Annotated in this window: 14 protein-coding genes; 7 read left to right on the forward strand and 7 right to left on the reverse strand. The window is 69.7% G+C overall.

Features of this window, described 5'->3' with window-relative positions:
• Positions 1-92: 92 nt before the first annotated feature.
• On the forward strand, positions 93-302 hold the full coding sequence (locus K7C20_RS15945; protein WP_030080630.1) for a DUF397 domain-containing protein: 210 nt from the start codon (positions 93-95) through the stop codon (positions 300-302).
• A 137-nt stretch (positions 303-439) separates the two neighbouring features.
• On the opposite strand, the gene K7C20_RS15950 is transcribed toward K7C20_RS15945, so the two are convergent.
• The 3 genes from K7C20_RS15950 to K7C20_RS15960 all read right to left on the reverse strand — a co-directional run bounded on the left by K7C20_RS15950 (position 440) and on the right by K7C20_RS15960 (position 4,180).
• Positions 440-1,279 carry a hypothetical protein gene (locus K7C20_RS15950; RefSeq protein ID WP_030080628.1) on the reverse strand — a complete coding sequence of 280 codons (840 nt, stop codon included), beginning with the start codon at positions 1,277-1,279 and terminating at the stop codon, positions 440-442.
• Positions 1,280-1,355: 76 nt separating this feature from the next.
• Positions 1,356-3,716, reverse strand: a complete 2,361-nt coding sequence (locus tag K7C20_RS15955; protein ID WP_063753927.1) for a tetratricopeptide repeat protein — start codon at positions 3,714-3,716, stop codon at positions 1,356-1,358.
• 92 nt (positions 3,717-3,808) lie between these two features.
• Positions 3,809-4,180, reverse strand: coding sequence for a hypothetical protein (locus tag K7C20_RS15960; RefSeq protein ID WP_107083326.1), 372 nt, complete (start codon positions 4,178-4,180; stop codon positions 3,809-3,811).
• A gap of 238 nt (positions 4,181-4,418) precedes the next feature.
• Here K7C20_RS15960 and K7C20_RS15965 point away from each other — a divergent pair, with 238 nt between their 5' ends.
• From K7C20_RS15965 to K7C20_RS15975, 3 genes are all read left to right on the forward strand, one after another.
• Positions 4,419-5,642: an aminotransferase-like domain-containing protein gene (locus K7C20_RS15965; protein WP_030080622.1), complete on the forward strand. Its 1,224-nt coding sequence runs from the start codon at positions 4,419-4,421 to the stop codon at positions 5,640-5,642.
• A 113-nt stretch (positions 5,643-5,755) separates the two neighbouring features.
• Complete coding sequence (locus K7C20_RS15970; protein ID WP_030080620.1) at positions 5,756-6,541, forward strand: SDR family oxidoreductase; 786 nt, start codon at positions 5,756-5,758, stop codon at positions 6,539-6,541.
• A 490-nt stretch (positions 6,542-7,031) separates the two neighbouring features.
• Entirely contained in the window at positions 7,032-8,645 is a 1,614-nt protein-coding gene (locus K7C20_RS15975; RefSeq protein WP_030080618.1) for a sodium:solute symporter family protein, read from the forward strand.
• A gap of 133 nt (positions 8,646-8,778) precedes the next feature.
• Here K7C20_RS15975 and K7C20_RS15980 read toward each other — a convergent pair whose 3' ends face one another.
• Positions 8,779-9,900, reverse strand: a complete 1,122-nt coding sequence (locus K7C20_RS15980) for an ADP-ribosylglycohydrolase family protein (RefSeq protein WP_030080616.1) — start codon at positions 9,898-9,900, stop codon at positions 8,779-8,781.
• A 480-nt stretch (positions 9,901-10,380) separates the two neighbouring features.
• Between K7C20_RS15980 and K7C20_RS15985 the strand changes: the two genes are divergently transcribed.
• Entirely contained in the window at positions 10,381-10,644 is a 264-nt protein-coding gene (locus tag K7C20_RS15985) for a hypothetical protein (RefSeq protein WP_037839439.1), read from the forward strand.
• Positions 10,645-10,780: 136 nt separating this feature from the next.
• On the opposite strand, the gene K7C20_RS15990 is transcribed toward K7C20_RS15985, so the two are convergent.
• The 3 genes from K7C20_RS15990 to K7C20_RS16000 all read right to left on the reverse strand — a co-directional run bounded on the left by K7C20_RS15990 (position 10,781) and on the right by K7C20_RS16000 (position 15,348).
• Positions 10,781-13,429 (reverse strand): bifunctional FO biosynthesis protein CofGH, encoded by a 2,649-nt coding sequence (locus K7C20_RS15990; RefSeq protein ID WP_078953042.1) that lies wholly within the window; start codon positions 13,427-13,429, stop codon positions 10,781-10,783.
• A 132-nt stretch (positions 13,430-13,561) separates the two neighbouring features.
• Positions 13,562-13,960: a VOC family protein gene (locus K7C20_RS15995; protein WP_030080608.1), complete on the reverse strand. Its 399-nt coding sequence runs from the start codon at positions 13,958-13,960 to the stop codon at positions 13,562-13,564.
• Positions 13,961-14,523: 563 nt separating this feature from the next.
• Positions 14,524-15,348: a TIGR03619 family F420-dependent LLM class oxidoreductase gene (locus tag K7C20_RS16000; RefSeq protein WP_053210178.1), complete on the reverse strand. Its 825-nt coding sequence runs from the start codon at positions 15,346-15,348 to the stop codon at positions 14,524-14,526.
• A 171-nt stretch (positions 15,349-15,519) separates the two neighbouring features.
• Here K7C20_RS16000 and K7C20_RS16005 point away from each other — a divergent pair, with 171 nt between their 5' ends.
• Together K7C20_RS16005 and K7C20_RS16010 are read left to right on the forward strand one after the other, a co-directional pair.
• The gene (locus K7C20_RS16005; RefSeq protein ID WP_030080601.1) at positions 15,520-17,040 is read left to right on the forward strand and encodes a CehA/McbA family metallohydrolase; all 1,521 of its coding nucleotides are present in this window, start codon (positions 15,520-15,522) and stop codon (positions 17,038-17,040) included.
• 327 nt (positions 17,041-17,367) lie between these two features.
• Positions 17,368-18,273, forward strand: a complete 906-nt coding sequence (locus K7C20_RS16010) for a zinc-binding dehydrogenase (protein WP_030080599.1) — start codon at positions 17,368-17,370, stop codon at positions 18,271-18,273.
• Positions 18,274-18,289 lie beyond the last annotated feature (16 nt).

The following is an 18,289-nucleotide window of genomic DNA, read 5'->3' on the forward strand; positions in this document are numbered from 1 at the left end:
GCACGTCCTCCCGTTAGCGATGTTGGAGCGTAGCGTCGTCAGCACTCCGAGAAGTCACCACTTCTCGCCAACCCGAACACACGGGAGTGACAATGACGAGGAAGCTCAACACGACTCTGATGTGGCAGAAGTCGACATACTCGGGTAAGGACGGAAATTGCGTCGAGATCGCCCGCCTGGACGAGTCGGCGGTAGCCGTCCGCGACAGCAAGGCGCCTCGTGGGCCGGTCCTCTCCTTTTCGGAGCAGGCCTGGACGGCTTTGCTTTCGGATATCGACCGCGGACGTCTTGGTAGCGCCTGACACCACCGCTGCCCCGCGTCACGTTTACGAGCCCTCTCGACTGGTCCGCCGTCCTGGCCGAGGGGGCTCAGCCTCGCCCACCATGCAGCCGCTGAGCGCCGGGCGCCCCTTCGCTTCTGCCGGAACAGAGCCGCCGCTCAACGGAGCTCATCGACATAACGGTCGGTTCCCGGCAATGTGGGAATGAAGGGCGCAACCAATTCCACGGAGCCGAGACCACGATCCGCCACGAGCGAATCGAGCCCCGCGAAACGCTCCCTCCAGCACACTCGCGGATCCTGCTCCAGGAACCATAGGAGCGTCACACGGCTCTCCACCCCCTCCGCCTGCTTGACGTACGACATTCTGTCCGCCGGCAGCGGGTGGGGACAAAAGGCCATCACCATGGCCGCTGGAGATCCTGTCAGCCTTTCCTTGAGGTGCTCCGCGCACAGCCACTCGAGAAGTTCGGAGCGCTGGCCGGCATCAGCGGTATCGATAACCTCCACGACCAAACCGTCGTAGGGGTAATGCAAGGCATGGAAATCACGGGGGCCGTCGGCGCCATCTCGGTAGACCGTGGCCACATGCTCATGGAAGGCCGTGAAGACATGCGTCCGATCGCGATAGACGCGGTTGTCCTCATTGAGTCGCTGATTGATTCCCACGCTCCACTTGATGTGCTCGGGATAGCGCCCCTCTGTCACCCAGTATGTCGATATATAACACCCACTGGTCACCGGCCGGGCGACTGCGGACTCCGTCGGGTACCTGAGGAGTTGGAGGTCACGCGTCGCCACCCATCGACGACCCGCATACATCCATGGCATGGCCATGGCTCCGGCGATGAAGTGATCGTCCTCGTACCACCTGTTATAGGCACGCTCGTGGCCGGCATGCGGCTCCACCATCGTGATCAGCGCATGACCCGGACTGACGCCGTACGGGCCCACGCCGGCCAACTGGGCATACGCGTCCACGTGCGTGACCTCGTCCATCGCAAAACTCCCAGGGCAGGCAGATCTGACGGAGCACTATCCTGATGCTCCGTCAGATTACTGGCTAGGGGTGCAGCTACCGTGCGGCGCCCTCAGCCGCCCGCAACGCGGCGAGACAGTCGATCGTCTCCTGGTGATCCTCGCCGAGCACACGCCGGCAGGCTTCGAGCGTCGCCCTCCCCAGTGCGACCGCCTCTTCCGCACGCCCGGCGGCATGCGCGATACGCACGAGTTCGATACGGATGAGCAGCGTGTGGTGGTGCTCATCTCCGAGCATCGCTTGCCGAACGCCGAGGACTTCCTCTGCCAGCCTCTGGGCTTCCTCGCACTGGCCAAGGCCCCGAAGGACCATGGCGAGCCGGTTTGCGCTGGCCATCGCGAGCCAGTGCTGCTCACCGTGCACCCGCCTGCAGGCCTCCAGAGCGCGGCGGGCCGGGCCCTCGGCATCCGCCGGCCTGCCCACTTCGTCGAGCACAAATGCCCTGGTGAGGGTGCTGCTGATGGTGATGGGATGCTCCGTTCCCAGCACCCTTTCGCTGACCTCACAGATCTCTTCGGAGATCCGGACGTTCTCCTCCTCATCTCCCATGCGGCACAACACCTCCGCCAGAAGGCCGCGGCTGTGCAAGGTGTCGGGGTGCCCCTTGCCCAATACCCGCTCGCGCCCTTCCGCGGCTCGGCGGATCGTCCGCTCGGCAGCCGGCCAATCCCCCAGGTAGTAGAGGCCGAAAAACAGCTCATGCGCGCTGCGCAGGGTGTCCGGGGAATCGGCGCCCAAAGTGCGCTCGCGCCGTGTCAGCACCTCACGGTGCAAGGAGATCGCAGCATCGTGTTCATCGGCCCAGACAAGAGTCCGGGCGAGCTGATGCCGGTCCTCGAGGAGAGCCGGGTCGTCTGCCGGCGCATCCCGCTGGGCCACTTCGACCACACGTTGCGCCAGCGGATGAGCACTTAGCTCCTCACCTCGGGTCATCAAGTCGTCGCGGAGCTGTCGGGCCGACGTCAAAGCGGCGGCAATGGCCTGTTCGCCGCCTTCCGCTTCCGCGTTCCGAAGTAATTGGACAGCGTGCGGGGCCATCATGTTTCGCATGCGATCTCCAGCAGGTGTGGGGACTTCCTCCGGGCGAGCCCGGAGGAAGAGAGAGGCAGCCGCAACCAACAGGGGTGCACGCATACGCGCGGGGATGCCCCCGAAGACCGTGTCGAGCACCAGCGCGTGGAGCTGCACGATACGAGTGGGCGGTTCACCACCCTGGCCGGGGTAGTCCTCGACCAGGACCAAGGCCTGGCCGATGAGCCCTCGCAGGCATACAGCAACTCGGCTGCTGGAAAGCGGCGGTTGGAGCCTTCCCAGCCCGGCGGCCTCCAACTCGCCCGGCCGGATCAGGCTGATGGGCAGTGGGTCAGGGGCGAAGCAGCTGAACACACGCATGAGCGTGCCGGCATCCGGCAGCCCGCGCTCCGCCAGCGCATCGAGTGAGAGCTGCCAGGTGCTACCGAGGGTCCGCCGCATATCGGAGTCCCAGGGGACGCTCCCGTTATCGATCTGCACACTCGGTTGATGCGCGAGCCGACGACGGAAGTCGGCCATCGTCACCGCCTCCAGCAGCTGATCGGAAAGCTGCGACCCGACGAGCGTGAGAGCCAGCGGGAGGCGGCCCACTGCCTGCGCCAGCTCCAGTGCGTCCTTGTCGCTCCCTGTGGCGGGCGCAAGGTCACTCAGCACCAGGGCCGCATCCTGCGGCGGCAGGAGACCGATGTGGTGGAGTTCGGCGTCCGTCCAAACCGGCGACTGCGCCTGCCGTGTTGTCACCAGGACGGTCCCGTGCCGGCTGGACCTGAGCCATCCGCCGTCAAGGAAGGTGGGGTCATCGGCGTTGTCCATCACGAGTATCCACGGCGTGCCCGGCCGATCCAGGTACCCCCAGACCAGGTCCGCGGCCGGCCGATGCCCTCGATGGACCGCGTCGAGTTCCGCAGTGGTGGCACCTCGCTCGGCGGCGACGGACAGCATGCCCGCACGCAGTGCGGAACGGCTGGCGGCACTCACCCAGAATCCCTCAACGGCACGACCGCTGACCGTCTCGTCGAAAACGAATCGCGCCAGAGTGGTCTTGCCGCATCCGCCCATTCCGTGCAGCACATGGATTCGTGCACCGTCCCGAGTCGTCACGGCGGACACAAGTTTCGCCTTGGCCTCGTCCCGATCCCGTACGACGACCGGCTTCGGTGCCGCCAGGGGCACCCGAATCGAGTCCGGTCCCGCTTCCCTGGCTCCCGGAGGCTGCTGCGGGAAGGGCTGGCCCGTCGCATCACCGCCGTAGTGGTGGTGATGCTCAGTGATGTGCTGATCTCCGTCTGCTTGGAATACCCTCCCGTGACCGTGGGCCACGGCTTCGGGAGCCCCGATATTCCCGCGAGGATGCTGCTCCGACATTCTTTTGAACTCCTCTGCCGGCCACGCTGGTTCACTGCCTCGTCCCGTGAGCGCGCCTCCAGGGCGCGGCAAATGCCCTCGCGCGGTTTCCCTCACGCTTCCCGGATGGTCTGGTTGCCACCCGCTTGATAGACGCGAGCATGGCCGGAGGCCGTCGCGGTCATCTGCACCTGGTCGATGCGGGACTGCTCGGCAGGGGCCAGCAGCGGACTCAACTCCTCGTCCAGGACGCGGCGCAGTTCATTCGCGAGAGAGGGATCGTCCCGGAGGAGCCTGCGCAGTCGGCGCTGCCAGTCGGCGGCGAGTTCCTCCTCCGCCTGCACGTCGCCGTCGTCCCGGGCCGCGATCACCTCCGACCGGACGTCGGCGAGCTCGGCCTCGATGGCAGGCACCCGGTCCGGATGCACTCGGCGCCACAGAGCCACCGCTGAATCGCGGGCGTGCTGCCAGGCATCGGTTGCCATGCTGCTCACCAAGGCAGTTCCCGCCGCGAGAACCAACGGATCCATTTCCGCGCCCCCATTCGAAGTAGTCCACGTCTGGAGGTCACCGTAGCCGGACCGCACGACATCACTCCGAGGCTTTCCCCATGTGAAAGCCCACGATGCGGGCACCCCTGCACACCGCTCCCCGGCGCGCTTAGGCTGCCTGTTATCTGCAGCTAACGCCGGTTAATCGCAGACACGAGCGATGGGAGCCGCCATGTCGGACGCGATCCTTGCCCACGCAGCCACCGCCGTCCCGGAGCTTGCCGCGCGGGTGGCGCGGACCCGGAGCTCGCCGGTACGCGACATCCTGGCGCTCACGGCCCGTCCCGAGGTCATCTCCTTCGCCGGTGGGCTGCCCGCGCCCGAGCTGTTCGATGCGGCGGGCATAGCGGCCGCCTTCCAGCATGTGCTGACCGAGGCCCCGATGCGGGCCCTGCAGTACTCCACCAGCGAGGGTGATCCGGCGCTGCGTGCGGCCGTCGCGGCGCGTACGACCGCGCGCGGGCTGCCCACCGATGCCGATGACCTGGTGATGACCACCGGCTCCCAGCAGGGCCTGACGCTGCTGGCCACGGCTCTGCTGGAGCCGGGTGACGTGGTGCTGGTCGAGGACCCCTGCTACCTGGCGGCGCTCCAGATCTTCTCCTTCACCGGTGCGCGGGTGGTGCCGGTGCCGACCGATGACGAGGGCCTGGACCCGGCCGCGCTGGACGAGATCACCGCGCGCGAGCGGCCCAAGCTGCTCTACCTCGTGCCGACCTTCCAGAATCCGACCGGCCGCACGCTGTCCGCCGAGCGCCGGGCAGCGGTCGCCGAGGTCGCCGCCCGGCGCGGGCTGTGGATCGCCGAGGACGACCCGTACAGCGAACTGCGTTTCGAGGGCGAGCCGGTGCCGTGGGTCGCGTCGTTCCCCGGAGCGGAGGACCGTACGGCGCTGCTCGGCTCGTTCTCCAAGGTGATGGCGCCCGGAATGCGGCTGGGCTCGCTGCGCGCGCCGGCCGCGTTGCGGCGCGCCTGTGTCATCGCCAAGCAGGCCGCCGATCTGCACACCTCGACCATCGACCAGGCCGCCGCGGCACGCTACTTGGCGGTCGCGGACCTGGACGCACACCTGCGGCGGGTGCGCGACGCCTATCGCGAGCGGCGGGACGCGCTGGTCGACGGGCTGCCCGCGACGCTGCCCGAGGGTTCGCGGTGGAACCGTCCCGAGGGCGGCATGTTCGTGTGGGCGACGCTGCCCGAGGGGTACGACGCGACGGCGCTGCTGCCCGAGGTGGTGCGGCATGACGTCGCCTACGTCCCCGGGGCGCCGTTCTTCGCCGGGCCGCCGGACGCCACGGCCGTCCGGCTGTCGTTCGTGACGCACTCCCCGGAGGAGATCCGCGAGGGTCTGGGGCGCCTGGAGAAGGCGCTGGAGGGCGCGCGACGGGACGGCTGAGCCCGGGAGACTCCTGCCGTCACGGTCACGAACGGCCCTGGCCTTCCCGAGCCTCCGGGCCTAACCTGACGCCCCATCAGTTGCGAGCTGGGCGGCCCGGCCGGGAGGCACACATGCTGCTGCGGAACAAGACCGTCATCGTCTCGGGCGTAGGGGCCGGGCTCGGCCGTCAGGTCGCGGCGGCCTGCGTACGGGACGGCGCCTCGGTGGTGCTGGGCGCCCGTACGGAGGCGAATCTCGCCGAGTCGGCCGCGCAGGCCGACCCTTCGGGGACACGTACGGCCTGGCGGGCGACCGATATCAGCGACGAGGCACAGTGCGAGGCACTGGCCGCACTGGCCGTGGAGCGGTTCGGCGGCATCGACGCGGTGATCCATGTCGCCGCGCTGGACTCGCTGTTCGGGGGCCTGCGGGACGCCGACTTCGACTCCTGGCGCGGTGTCGTGGACGTCAACCTCTTCGGCACGCTGCGGATGACCCGCGCCTGCCTGCCCTCGCTCGTGGCGCGCGGCGGCGGATCCGTCGTGATGATCGGCACCCAGTCGTCGGTCGCCGCGCCCTCGCAGGTGCGACAGGCGGCGTACGCGGCGTCCAAGGGCGCGCTGGTCTCGGCGATGTATTCGCTGGCACGCGAGCTGGGGCCGGACCGGATACGGGTCAACACCGTGCAGCCCGGCTGGATGTGGGGGCCGCCGGTGGAGGCGTATGTGCGGTTCCAGGCGCACAGCGAAGGCGTCCCGGAGTCCGAGGTGCTGGCCCGCCTCACGGAGCGGATGGCGCTGCCCGAGCTGGCGACGGACGCGGATGTGGCCGAGACCGCGGTCTTTCTGGCCTCGGACCGGGGGCGTGCCATCACGGGCCAGTCGCTGCTGGTCAACGCCGGAGAGCTGATGCGGTAGCGACCCCTCTGGGCTGCCTTCTCCGGACTGTCTTCACTGGGCGGGCTCCTCTGGGCGGCCTCCTCGCGGACGGCACCCGACTGAGGCCTGCCCGGCCGCGCCGGTCCGAGCCGGCTTGGGTGGGGCTGAGCCGAGCCGGATCCGACTGAACCGGGCCGGTTCGGACTGAGCAGCCGTACGGGATCCCGCGCCCCGTGCGGCAGTTTTGGTGCCGGTGTCAGTGCGTGCGTTCGGGCCGACGGCGCCCGGCGAAGTGTGCGCTCATCGTGTGTTCGGCGCCGCCTCCGGGACAACGCCCCCGAGGGCCAAGAGAAGGTAAAATCGTTCGCTTTACTGATCCCTGTTCACATCCATGACCATCGATACCCTTGACCGGCCCGCTCGTTGGACGGTTCAATCCCCGAAGTCCCCTACTCCCGCAGGGGATACCGCCCCACAGGACGTCACGGCGAAGTGATTCACGTTCACAAGGCGGACCCCTGGAGGGGGCATGAACAGTCTCGACTGGGCCGTACTCATCGGCTACTTCGGCGTGATGATCGCGATCGGTGTGTGGTCGCACAAGCGGGTGGACGACGTCAGCGACTTCTTCACCGCGGGCGGCAAGATGCCGTGGTGGCTGTCCGGCATCTCCCACCACATGTCCGGCTACAGCGCGGTGATGTTCACCGGTTACGCCGGTATCGCCTACCAATACGGCATCACCTCTTACGTCACCTGGTCCTTCCCCATCGCGATCGGCATCGCCATCGGCGCCCAGCTGTTCGCGGGGCGGCTCAACCGGCTGCGTTCGCGGCTGGGTGTCGCCTCGCCGCTGGAGTACCTCAAGAACCGCTACAACCTGCCGACGCAGCAGGCGCTGGCCTGGTCCGGGGTGCTGCTGAAGATCGTGGACGTGGGGGCCAAGTGGGCGGCGATCGCCACCCTGTTGTCCGTCTTCACCGGTATCTCGCTCAACCAGGGCATCCTCATCACGGGCGTGATCACCGGCATCTACTGCACGGTCGGCGGGCTGTGGGCGGACGCGCTGACCGAGCTGGGGCAGTTCGTCATCCAACTGCTGGCCGGTGTCGCGATGCTGGTCACCGTCATGGGCGAACTGGGCGGCTTCGGCTCGCTGTGGACCGTATGGGAGAAGCTGCCGGACAGCCACACCCAGCCGACCGTCGGCCCGTACACCCTGACGTTCCTGCTCGCCTACCTCTTCATCAAGACCTTCGAGTACAGCGGCGGCATGTGGAACCAGGCCCAGCGCTTCATGGCCACCCGCAACGCCCGGCAGGCCAAGCGCTCGGCGCGGCTGTCGGCGGCGCTGTGGTTCGTCTGGCCCGCGGTCCTCTTCTTCCCGATGTGGGTCGCTCCGCTGCTGGTCGAGACCAAGAAGCCGGACGCCTCCGACGCGTATGCGCTGCTGACCGAACGTCTGCTGCCGCACGGTCTGCTGGGCCTGGTCATCGTCGGCTTCTTCTCGCACACGATGGCCATGTGCTCCTCGGACGCCAACGCCATCTCCGCGGTTTTCACCCGGGACATCGCGCCGGCGCTCTCGGCGAAGGCGCGCGCCTGGTCGCACCGGGCCGGGCTCCTCGCTGCGCGGCTGTCCACGGTCGCCTTCCTGGGGCTTTCGATGGCGATCGCGACGCAGGTCAACTCCCCCACGTTCAAGGACATCATCACGATTGTCATCAAATGGGTGGCCGGGCTGGTCGGCCCGATCTCCATCCCGTTCCTGCTCGGCATGCTGCGGTTCTTCCGCAAGTCCGGCCCCACGGCCGCGCTGGGGTCCTGGGCGGCGGGTCTGTTCGCCTTCTGGCTGACCAACTACGGCCTGAACGGCGTCCAGTTGCAGATCCAGATCGTCTCGCCGGTCGCCACCTCGCTCGTCCTCTTCGTCCTCCTCGGCTTCGTACGGCCGGAGGACACGCCGGAGCGGGATGCGGTGCTGGCGCGCATCAATTCGGACGACGACGGGCCGGCGGGGGCGGCGGGGGCAGCGGCTTCGGCGGCTTCGGCGGCTTCGGTGGCGATTCCCGGGCAGGGGGGCGGGGCGCCGCGGGATGGGGCGCGGGACGGGACGGGGGCGGAGACCAAGGACGGGGCGTAGGTCGTGTTGACGGGGGGGTGACGGTGTACGGGGTGGTGGAGGCAGGGGGTGACGGGGCAGGGAGTGAGGGGCAGGGAGTGAGGGGCAGGGGATGAGGGGGCTCGGAGCGGACCGGCTCCGAGCGGTCGGTCGGTCAGGCCCGCGGGTACCGGGCGAGCCACCCCGGTGACGAACCGGCCGGGCCGTGCAGCGCGGGCCCCTGCGTCATCTCCATCGAGAAGTCGTCGGCCAGCTGGAGGATCGTCTCCCGGCCCTCCAGCTCGACCAGCCACACCGGCGGCAGCGCCGTCTCACCGTGCAGGGTGCCCAGCAGGTTGCCGCAGATGGCGCCGGTGGAATCGCTGTCCCCGCTGTGATTGACGGCGAGCAGCAGGCCGTGCCGGATGTCCTCGGCGACCAGGGCGCAGTACACACCGATCGCCAGCGCCTCCTCGGCCGTCCAGCCCTCGCCCAGCGACTCCACGCGGGCGGGCGTCGGCATGCCCTGCCGTACGGCGCCGAGCGCGCGCTTGAGGGCGTCGGTGGTCTCCTCGTGGCCGGGGCGGGTGGCCAGGTGCGCCAGCGCCTTCTGCACGGCGCCGTCGAGGTCCTCGCCGCGCGCCAGCGAGTGGCTGATCACCGCGAACGCGCCGGCCGCCAGATAGCCGGTGGGGTGGCCGTGCGTCTGCGCCGCGCACTCGACGGCGAGCTGGAAGACCAGCTGCGGCTCCCAGCCGACCAGCAGTCCGAACGGCGCGGAGCGCATCACCGCGCCGCAGCCCTTCGAGTCCGGGTTCTTGGGTGCCTCCAGCGTCCCCATCACCTCGTCGCCGAGGCCGCTCAGGCAGGCCCGGCCGGGCGCCCGGCGGGAGTACATCCACTCCTCGCGGGCGAGCCAGCCGTCGTCCTTCTTGCGCTCGTCCGGGCCCCAGTCGCGCTGGGTGGCGGCCCAGCGCAGGTAGGCGCGGTGGACGTCGGTGGGCGGATGCCAGGCGCCGGTGTCACGGCGTACCTGGGCCCGGATCAGCCCGTCCACGGTGAACAGGGTCATCTGGGTGTCGTCGGTGACCGCTCCGCGCCGTCCGAAGGCGGGTACGAAATCGGACACGCCCTCCTGGCCGTGCGCCTTGCGGATCGCGTCGAGCGAGTCGAATTCGATACCGGCGCCGAGCGCATCGCCGATGGCGCCGCCGAGCAGACAGCCGCGTACCCGGCTGCGGAAGTCCTGCTGCTCCGCACGGCCCCAGATGGCGCCGCCGCCTCCCGCTGCGCTCACTGCGCCCTCCCAAGCTGACTACGTCCCGGGGCCTTGCGGGGCCCCTGGCGCAGCACTGTAATCGACCAGGATTGATCAATTTCCGGCCAGGTGAGTATTGCGAATAGTCACTCGCAAGGCGGCTTTTGGCCGGTACGGTCCCGATGAGTCCGGGCTCGGCCGATACGGCCTTGGCCGAAACGGCTCGGTCGATTGATCGATACCGCTCGATCGACCGATACGGCTTCGCCGGCCCGGGGCGGTACGGGTCGGCTCGGGTACGGGGCGATACGGGGCGGCACGAATCGGCTCGGGCACGGGCGGTACGGGTCGGCTCGGGCACGGGGGCCCTACCGTCCGGTCTGAGCACCGTCATGCCATCCGTCACACCTCTCGGGAGAATCCGTATGACTCCGCGCTGTGCCATCCCTACGGCCCCACCCCGTCGGGGGGCTCATTCGTTCGATGATGGCGGCGGCGCGCGCTGGGCATGCTCTCCCCATGTCCGAGTACGAGTGGGATCGCACCACCATGGCTGTCGTCGCCTCCGCACTGTCCGGGGACAGCGACGGCGCGGTGGAACTCCTCCGTCCGCTCCCCCAGAGCGATGTCTGCCATATCGCGGTGCGGCTCGCCGCCATGGCTGCCGACGCACTGATCGTCGCCGCCCAGGACAGCGGAGGCGACCGCGAAGAGGCACTGTCGCAGTGGCAGCAGTGCATCCTCCAGCACGAGGCCGAGTACGAGGGCGAGGGCGGCGAGTAAGGAGGCTGGCGGCCGACGACAGGTTCGGGCCGGCCTCGCCGCCTGCCGGATCACCACCCCGCCTTCGCAGATCAGCCGTGTGCGGAGTGGCGGACCGGGAGCTGTGGATAACTCCGGCGCCCGCGGTCCGCCCGCGCTACTCGACCAGGGGCAGCAGTTCCGGCAGCTGCCCGTCCGATGCGAGGGCGACGGTCCGGCGGTCCTCGGTGACCGGGGTGTAGGTCGTGGTGCGGGGCCGGGCCGGGCGGCCGGCCTGGTCGGCGATGGCGATGAGGTCCTGGATGGAGCGGTAGGAGCCGTAACTCGATCCCGCCATACGGGAGATGGTCTCCTCCATCAGCGTGCCGCCCAGGTCGTTGGCGCCGGAACGGAGCATCTCGGCGGCGCCTTCCGCTCCGAGCTTGACCCAGCTGGTCTGGATGTTGGTGAGGTGCGGGTGCAGCAGCACCCGGGCCATCGCCGTCACCGCGCGGTTGTCGCGCGTGGTGGGGCCGGGGCGGGCGATGCCTGCGAGGTAGACGGGGGCGTTGGTGTGGATGAAGGGAAGGGTGACGAACTCCGTGAAGCCGCCGGTCTCCTGCTGGATCTGTGCCAGCAGACGCAGATGACCGAGCCAGTGGCGGGGCTGGTCGACATGGCCGTACATCATCGTCGAGGACGAGCGGATGCCCAGCTCATGGGCGGTTTTGATGACCTCGACCCAGGTGGCGGTGGGCAGCTTGCCCTTGGTGAGGATCCAGCGGACCTCGTCGTCGAGGATCTCGGCGGCGGTGCCCGGGATGGTGTCCAGTCCGGCGGCCTTGGCTTCGGTGAGCCACTCACGGATGGAGAGCCCCGTACGCGACGCGCCGTTGACGACCTCCATGGGCGAGAAGGCGTGCACATGCATGCCGGGGACGCGTTCCTTCACGGCACGCGCGATGTCGAAGTACGCGGTACCGGGCAGGTCGGGGTGGATGCCGCCCTGCATGCACACCTCCACCGCGCCGACGTCCCAGGCCTGCTGGGCACGGTCGGCGACCTGGGAGAGGGAGAGCGTGTAGGCGTCGGCGTCGGTGCGGCGCTGGGCGAACGCGCAGAAGCGGCAGCCGGTGTAGCAGACGTTGGTGAAGTTGATGTTCCTGGTGACGATGTAGGTGACGTCGTCGCCCACGGTGTCGCGGCGCAGTTGGTCGGCGATGGTGCAGAGGGCGTCCAGGGCGGGCCCGTCGGCGTGCAGCAGCGCCAGTGCCTCCGCGTCGGTGAGCTTGGTGGGGTCGTCGGCGGCCTGCGACAGAGCCTGTCGTACGTCGGCATCGATGCGCTCCGGCACCATCCCGGGGGCGGCGGCCTCGCGCAGCGCCTCCCAGTCGCCGTAGACCTCGTCGAAGTCGTCGCGGCGATCGGCCGTGCGGCCTTCGGTGTCGATGGTGTGGTGCAGGTCCGTACGGCCCGAGGAGCTCATCGTGAAGCCCTCGTCGGGCTCCTGCCAGGGACGGCCGACGACCGGGGCGTCCTCGACCGCCAGGCCCGTCTCCGGGTCGGCGAGCGCCCGTACATGGGGCAGCAGGCGGGGATCGAGCCAGGGCTCGCCGCGCTGGAGGAACTCCGGGTAGATGGGGAGCCGTTCGCGCAGCTCGAAACCGGCGGCGGCGCAGCGTTCGGTCAGCTCGTCGATCTGCGGCCAGGGGCGCTCGGGGTTGACATGGTCGAGGGTCAGCGGGGAGACGCCGCCCCAGTCGTCGATCCCGGCGTCGATGAGCAGCTCATACTCACCGTCGACGAGGTTGGGCGGCGCCTGGATGCGCGTCGAGGGGCCCATGATGTGCCGGGCCACCGCGATGGTCGCGGCGAGTTCCTCCAGCTCGGCATCCGGCATTCCGCGCATCGCCGTGTCCGGCTTGGCGCGGAAGTTCTGCATGATCAGTTCCTGGATGCCGTGGTAGGCACGCTGGATACGGCGCAGCGCGAAGAGGGAGTCGGCGCGCTCCTCGTAGGTCTCGCCGATACCGATCAGCAGCCCCGTGGTGAAGGGGACGTTGGAGCGGCCGGCGTCCTCCAGGACACGCAGCCGGACGGCGGGCTCCTTGTCGGGCGATCCGTAGTGGGGGCCGCCGGGCTCGCTCCACAGGCGCTCGGCGGTCGTCTCCAGCATCATCCCCAGGGACGGGGCGACGGGCTTGAGCCGCTGGAAGTCCGTCCAGGACAGCACCCCGGGGTTGAGGTGCGGCAGCAGGCCGGTCTCCTCCAGGACGCGGATCGCCATGGCGCGGACGTACGAGAGCGTGTCGTCATAGCCATGCGCCTCCAGCCACTCGCGGGCCTCGGGCCAGCGGTCCTCCGGCTTGTCGCCGAGCGTGAACAGGGCTTCCTTGCAGCCCATTTCGGCGCCGCGGCGGGCGATGTCCAGTACCTCGTCGGGCGACATGAACATCCCGTGGCCGTCCCGGCGCAGTTTGCCGGGGACGGTGACGAAGGTGCAGTAGTGGCACTTGTCCCGGCACAGGCGCGTCAGCGGGATGAAGACCCCGCGCGAGTACGTGATGACTCCGGGACGGCCGGCGGCCTCCAGGCCGGCATCCCGCACCCGGGCCGCGGAGGCGCACAGGTCCGTGAGGTCCGCGCCGCGCGCCTGGAGCAGCACCGCGGCCTCGCTGACGTCCAGCGCCACACCGTCGCGGGCCCGCTTGAGCGCACGGCGCATCGCGTTGGTCGTCGGCCTGCCCTGAGGGGCGGCTCCGGCGCCCGTTTCGCGGTCGGTCCCTTGGTCGGATGCCTGGTCAGGTCCCTGTGCGCTGGAAGTCATCCTCCGAGGATACGAGCGCACACCGACAGCGCCGCCGCCGGAGAACCGGCGGCCGATGTGCCACTGATCACTGCGGACGGAGGTTCCGGCCGGCCCCGAAAGGGCACTTCCCGGCGGCGGCTCCTCGCACGCTTACATACTGGCCAGCAGCTCGTCGGAGTATGTCCTGGTCAAGAACTCCATGTTGTGGCCATCGGGGTCGTTGAGGTAGACACCGCGGCCGCCGTCCAGAGTGTTGATCTCCTGAGGCCTGGTGTGCCCGGGGTCGGCCCAGTAGGACAGCCCGCGCTCCTGTATACGGCCGAAGATCGCGTCGAACTCGTCCTCGGTCACCAGGAACGCATAGTGCGTGGGGACGAACTCGCCGTTGGCGACATGCTCGGCGTAGTCGAGGGCCACCCCGTTGTCCAGCTTGAGGGCGGCGAAGGGGCCGAACGCCTTGGGTTCGGGCGCGCCGAGCAGATCGGCCAGGAACCGGGCGGAGGCGAAACGGTCGGTGCTGTGCACGATCGTGTGGTCGAGGCGAGGCATCGGATCTCCTTTGATCTCTCAGGTCGCGGTGATCTCTCAGGTCGCGTGATCAGCGGGTCCCCTGATCTGCTGCATCGGCTCGGACCGTTGACCTGTTGACCTGTTGACCTTCATGGACCGTTGATCTTCTTGGCCTTGGACCGTTCTCTTTGGACCGCTGATCCGCTACGAGATCCGCGGCCCTCACCTTCGACGCTACGTCCGGAGAGGCGGACGCGGATCGGTCTCGGGTCCCGACCCGGGCGGGGGTGCCGTACACCTATGGCCCTAGGACCGGAACGAGGCCCCGGCCCGTGTCCTCAGACTGCCCTGGGGCCTGTTCTGAGCGTGCCCTACGGCCTGTCCGCAGGAGCCCCGCCCCGGCGCGCACCCTCCCACTCCGCCGCCCGTCACCCGTCCCGCACGGCACACTTCCCGTACACGCCACCTCTCCCGCACGGCACACTTCCCGTACACGCCACCTCTCCCGCACGGCACACTTCCCGTACACGCCACCTCTCCCGCACGGCACACTTCCCGTACACGTCACCCATCCCGCACGTCACACTCCGGTACGTCACATGTCACAGGTACTGCGCGAAGTCGTCCAACGTCCGCAGGACCTCGGCCTCCCCGGCCGCAGGCAGCTGCAGTACCACTTCCTGAAGGCCCAGCTCGCGGTAGTGCGCCAGCTTCCCGGACGAGGGGTGGACCGCGTAGGGCACCACCACCGGCTCGCCCGCACGCCCGGCGTCCGACCACGCCCGCCGCAGCACCGGAAGGGTCTCCGTCAGCCCGCGGCCGCCGATCGGCAGCCACCCGTCCGCGTACTCGGCGATCTGCCCGAAGAGCTTGGGCCCGGCCGCGCCGCCCAGGAGGGTGCGCGGCGCGCCGTGCACCGGCTTGGGGTGGGCGAGGGAGGCCCGGACGGACCCGAATGCGCCGTCGTACGCGGTCGGTTCCTCGGCCCACAGCGCGCGCATCAGCGCCACCCGGTCGCGGGTCAGCGCACGCCGGGTCGACCACTCCACCCCGTGGTCGGCGGCCTCCTCGACGTTCCAGCCGTAGCCGATGCCGAGGGTGAAGCGGCCTCCGGAGAGGAAGTCGAGGGTCGCGATCTGCTTGGCGAGGTCGACCGGGTCGTGCTGGGCGACGAGGGTGATGCCGGTGCCCAGGGCGAGCCGTTCGGTGACCGCGGCGGCCTGGCCGAGTGCGATGAACGGGTCGAGGGTGCGGCCGTATTCGCGGGGCAGCGGACCGCCCATGGGGGCGGGGGTGTCCCGGCTGGCGGGGATGTGGGTGTGCTCGGGGAGGTAGAGACCGGCGAATCCGCGCTGCTCCAGCTCGCGGCCCAGCCGGTCCGGCCGGATCGTCTCGTCGGTCAGGAAGATCGTGGTCGCGATGCGCATGCTGGGACCTCCGCGTCGGGCGTGTGAGTGACCGCATGTTGCCTCACCGCCCGACGGTTATCCACAGGCCTTTCCCTCTCAGTCACACGCGCGTACAACAGTTTTCACGCGGCGCAACGAGCCGGCTGCGCGGCGGAACGAGACGGGTACGAGACGGCACGGGGGGCGGGGATGGAACGACGCGACGTTCTGAGGCTTTCGGCGGTTGCGGGCGCGACGGGCGCGCTTACGCTCGGACGTGTGAGCTTCGCCGACGCAGCGCCCGCGGCCGGGCAGCCCGGAGGCGGACCGGGCGAGCGGACCCGGCGGGTCACCGGCCATCTGCCCACGGGCGCGCCGGACTTCGTGTACCTGCCGGTCGAAGTGCCGCACGGAGTCCGCGAGATCGCCGTTGCCTACAGCTACGACAAACCCGCCGTCCCCGAGGGCACGCCCGGCAACGCCTGCGACATCGGCATCTTCGACGAGCGGGGCACGGACCTCGGCGGCACCGGCTTCCGCGGCTGGTCGGGCGGGGCGCGTACGGAGTTCTTCCTCCGCGCCGACGATGCCACCCCCGGATATCTGCCGGGCCCCGTCAATGCCGGCACCTGGCACATCGCCCTCGGCCCGTACACGGTCGCGCCGCAAGGGCTGTCCTACGACGTCACGATCACCCTGCGGTACGGCCCCCAGGGGCACACCCCCGCGCCCGTCCATCCGCCCGAGCGCGCCCGGGGCCGTGGCCGCGCCTGGTACCGCGGCGACAGCCATCTGCACTCCGTCCACTCCGACGGCAAGCGCACCCCCGCCGAGATCGCCGCGCTGGCCCGCGCCGCCGGGCTGGACTTCATCAACACCTCCGAGCACAACACCATCTCCGCGCACCGCGCCTGGGACGGCCTGTGGGGCGATGACCTGCTGATCCTGACCGGCGAAGAGGTGACCACCCGCAATGGGCACGTGGTGGCGCTGGGCACCGACCCCGGGGTCTTCATCGACTGGCGCTACCGGGCCCGCGACAACGCCTTCGGAAAGTACGCCCGCGCCATCCGGCGGGCCGGAGGCCTGGTCATCCCGGCGCATCCGCACGCCACCTGCATCGGCTGCAACTGGAAGTTCGGGCTCAACGAAGCCGATGCGGTGGAGGTCTGGAACGGCCCGTACACCCCCGATGACGAAATCACCCTCGCCGAGTGGGACAACGCCCTGGTCGCGCACACCCGTGGTCGCGCGGACTGGCTGCCGGCCGTCGGCCACAGCGACGCCCATCGCGACCCGGATGTCGTGGGCCTGCCGCAGACCGTGGTGCTCGCCGACGATCTCTCGCGCCGCGCCCTGCAAGACGGCATCCGGACGGGCCGGGTCTGGATCGCCGAGTCGTCGAAGGTCGATCTGGCCTTCTCCGTCACCGGTGAGCGCGGCGAACACGCCGGGATCGCCGAGCGGCTGGAGGTCTCCCGTACGGCGAAGGTCACCGCGCAGCTGAAGGTCTCCGGCGCCCCGGGCTGCACGGTCTCCTTCATCACCGACCAGGGACGTCTGTACTCCACCCCACTCCCCGCCTCGGGCGATGGCACCGTCAGCTGGCAGACCACCCCTGACTACTCGGCCTATATACGCGCCGAAGTCCGCCACCCCTCGACAACTGCGGGCCTGCCGGGCCCCATGGCGGCCATGACCAACCCGATCTTCCTGGGCCGCTGGGGCTGAGGAAGATCGGGGCAGGGGGGCACGGCAGGGCAGGGCTACAAGGACCGAGGCACGGCGAAGGGTCAAGGGCGGGGCTCGGCGGGGGCCGAACAGCCACCGCCCGGCCAGCACCTGCCACTCAGCCCTCAGCCCTCCCTCAACCCTTAACCCTCAACCCTCAGCCCTCAGCCCTCAGCCCTCAGCCCTCAGCCCTCAAGCATTCAGGCCCCCAGACGCCTGAGCACCCAGAGACACCCAGGCACTCGCCGCGCCGACGGAATAACCGGAGTCACCCACCGGTTACCTGGAGCATCAGCGTCTGTGCCGAACCTCTTAGGGAGAATTCCGATGCGCGCCCTCGTTGTCGATCACTCCGTACCTGGCCGTCTGTCCCTGGGTGACGTCGCCGATCCCGTCCCCGGGCCCGACGAGGTACTGGTCAAGATCAGCGCGATATCGCTGAACTACGGCGAGCTGCCCAAGTCCGACGACGACATCGAGGGCACCGTCCCGGGCTGGGACGCCGCCGGCGTGGTCGAGCGTGCCGCCGCCAGTGGCCGCGGCCCCAAGCCCGGCGACCGCGTCATCACCTGGGGCTGGAACGCCGGGTGGGCCGAGCTGCGCGCCGTCCCGGTCGATGAACTCGCCGTGCTGCCCGACTCGGTGGACTCCACCACGGCCGCCGCCCTCCCCGTGGCCGGGCTGACGGCACTGCGCGCGCTCCGTACGGCCGGAGTGCTGCCCGGACAGCACGTCGCCATCACCGGCGCTTCCGGCGGCGTGGGACGCTTCGCCGTTCAGCTCGCGCACCAGGCCGGTGCCGAGGTGTTTGCGTTCGTCGGCAGTCCGGCACGCGGTGCCGGCCTGGCCGCGCTCGGCGCGGACCACGTCCTGACCGGTGCGGCCGATCTCGACGGGACGGTGGATGTGGTGCTGGACAACGTCGGCGGCTCCCTGCTCGGTGAGCTGCTCGGCCGGGTCTCCCCCGACGGCACGGTCATCTCCATCGGCGCCACCTCGTCCGAGCCGACCCCGATCCAGCCGTACCAACTGGTCATCGGCCGACTGAAGCTGATCGGCATTCAGGCGGGCGGCAACACCGGGCCCGATCTGGCCCATCTCGTGCGCCTCGTCGCCGAGGGCCGCCTTCAGTCGAGCGTGGACCGGGTGGCGGACTGGACACAGGCCGGCGAGACCGCCACCGCCCTCATCAACCGCGAGATCCGTGGAAAGGCGGTGCTGACGATCGACTGAACACGCGGGCTGGATA

The organism is Streptomyces decoyicus, assembly GCF_019880305.1.
GTDB lineage: Bacteria > Actinomycetota > Actinomycetes > Streptomycetales > Streptomycetaceae > Streptomyces > Streptomyces decoyicus.

Excerpts from the sequence above, each read along its gene's own strand:
- K7C20_RS15995 (WP_030080608.1), bottom strand. The coding sequence starts at position 13,960 with ATGCCTCGCCTCGACCACACGATCGTGCACAGCACCGACCGTTTCGCC.
- K7C20_RS15950 (WP_030080628.1), bottom strand. The coding sequence starts at position 1,279 with ATGGACGAGGTCACGCACGTGGACGCGTATGCCCAGTTGGCCGGCGTG.
- K7C20_RS15975 (WP_030080618.1), top strand. The coding sequence starts at position 7,032 with ATGAACAGTCTCGACTGGGCCGTACTCATCGGCTACTTCGGCGTGATG.
- K7C20_RS15955 (WP_063753927.1), bottom strand. The coding sequence starts at position 3,716 with ATGTCGGAGCAGCATCCTCGCGGGAATATCGGGGCTCCCGAAGCCGTG.
- K7C20_RS15970 (WP_030080620.1), top strand. The coding sequence starts at position 5,756 with ATGCTGCTGCGGAACAAGACCGTCATCGTCTCGGGCGTAGGGGCCGGG.
- K7C20_RS15985 (WP_037839439.1), top strand. The coding sequence starts at position 10,381 with ATGTCCGAGTACGAGTGGGATCGCACCACCATGGCTGTCGTCGCCTCC.
- K7C20_RS15960 (WP_107083326.1), bottom strand. The coding sequence starts at position 4,180 with ATGGCAACCGATGCCTGGCAGCACGCCCGCGATTCAGCGGTGGCTCTG.
- K7C20_RS15965 (WP_030080622.1), top strand. The coding sequence starts at position 4,419 with ATGTCGGACGCGATCCTTGCCCACGCAGCCACCGCCGTCCCGGAGCTT.
- K7C20_RS16005 (WP_030080601.1), top strand. The coding sequence starts at position 15,520 with ATGGAACGACGCGACGTTCTGAGGCTTTCGGCGGTTGCGGGCGCGACG.
- K7C20_RS16010 (WP_030080599.1), top strand. The coding sequence starts at position 17,368 with ATGCGCGCCCTCGTTGTCGATCACTCCGTACCTGGCCGTCTGTCCCTG.
- K7C20_RS15990 (WP_078953042.1), bottom strand. The coding sequence starts at position 13,429 with ATGACTTCCAGCGCACAGGGACCTGACCAGGCATCCGACCAAGGGACC.
- K7C20_RS16000 (WP_053210178.1), bottom strand. The coding sequence starts at position 15,348 with ATGCGCATCGCGACCACGATCTTCCTGACCGACGAGACGATCCGGCCG.
- K7C20_RS15945 (WP_030080630.1), top strand. The coding sequence starts at position 93 with ATGACGAGGAAGCTCAACACGACTCTGATGTGGCAGAAGTCGACATAC.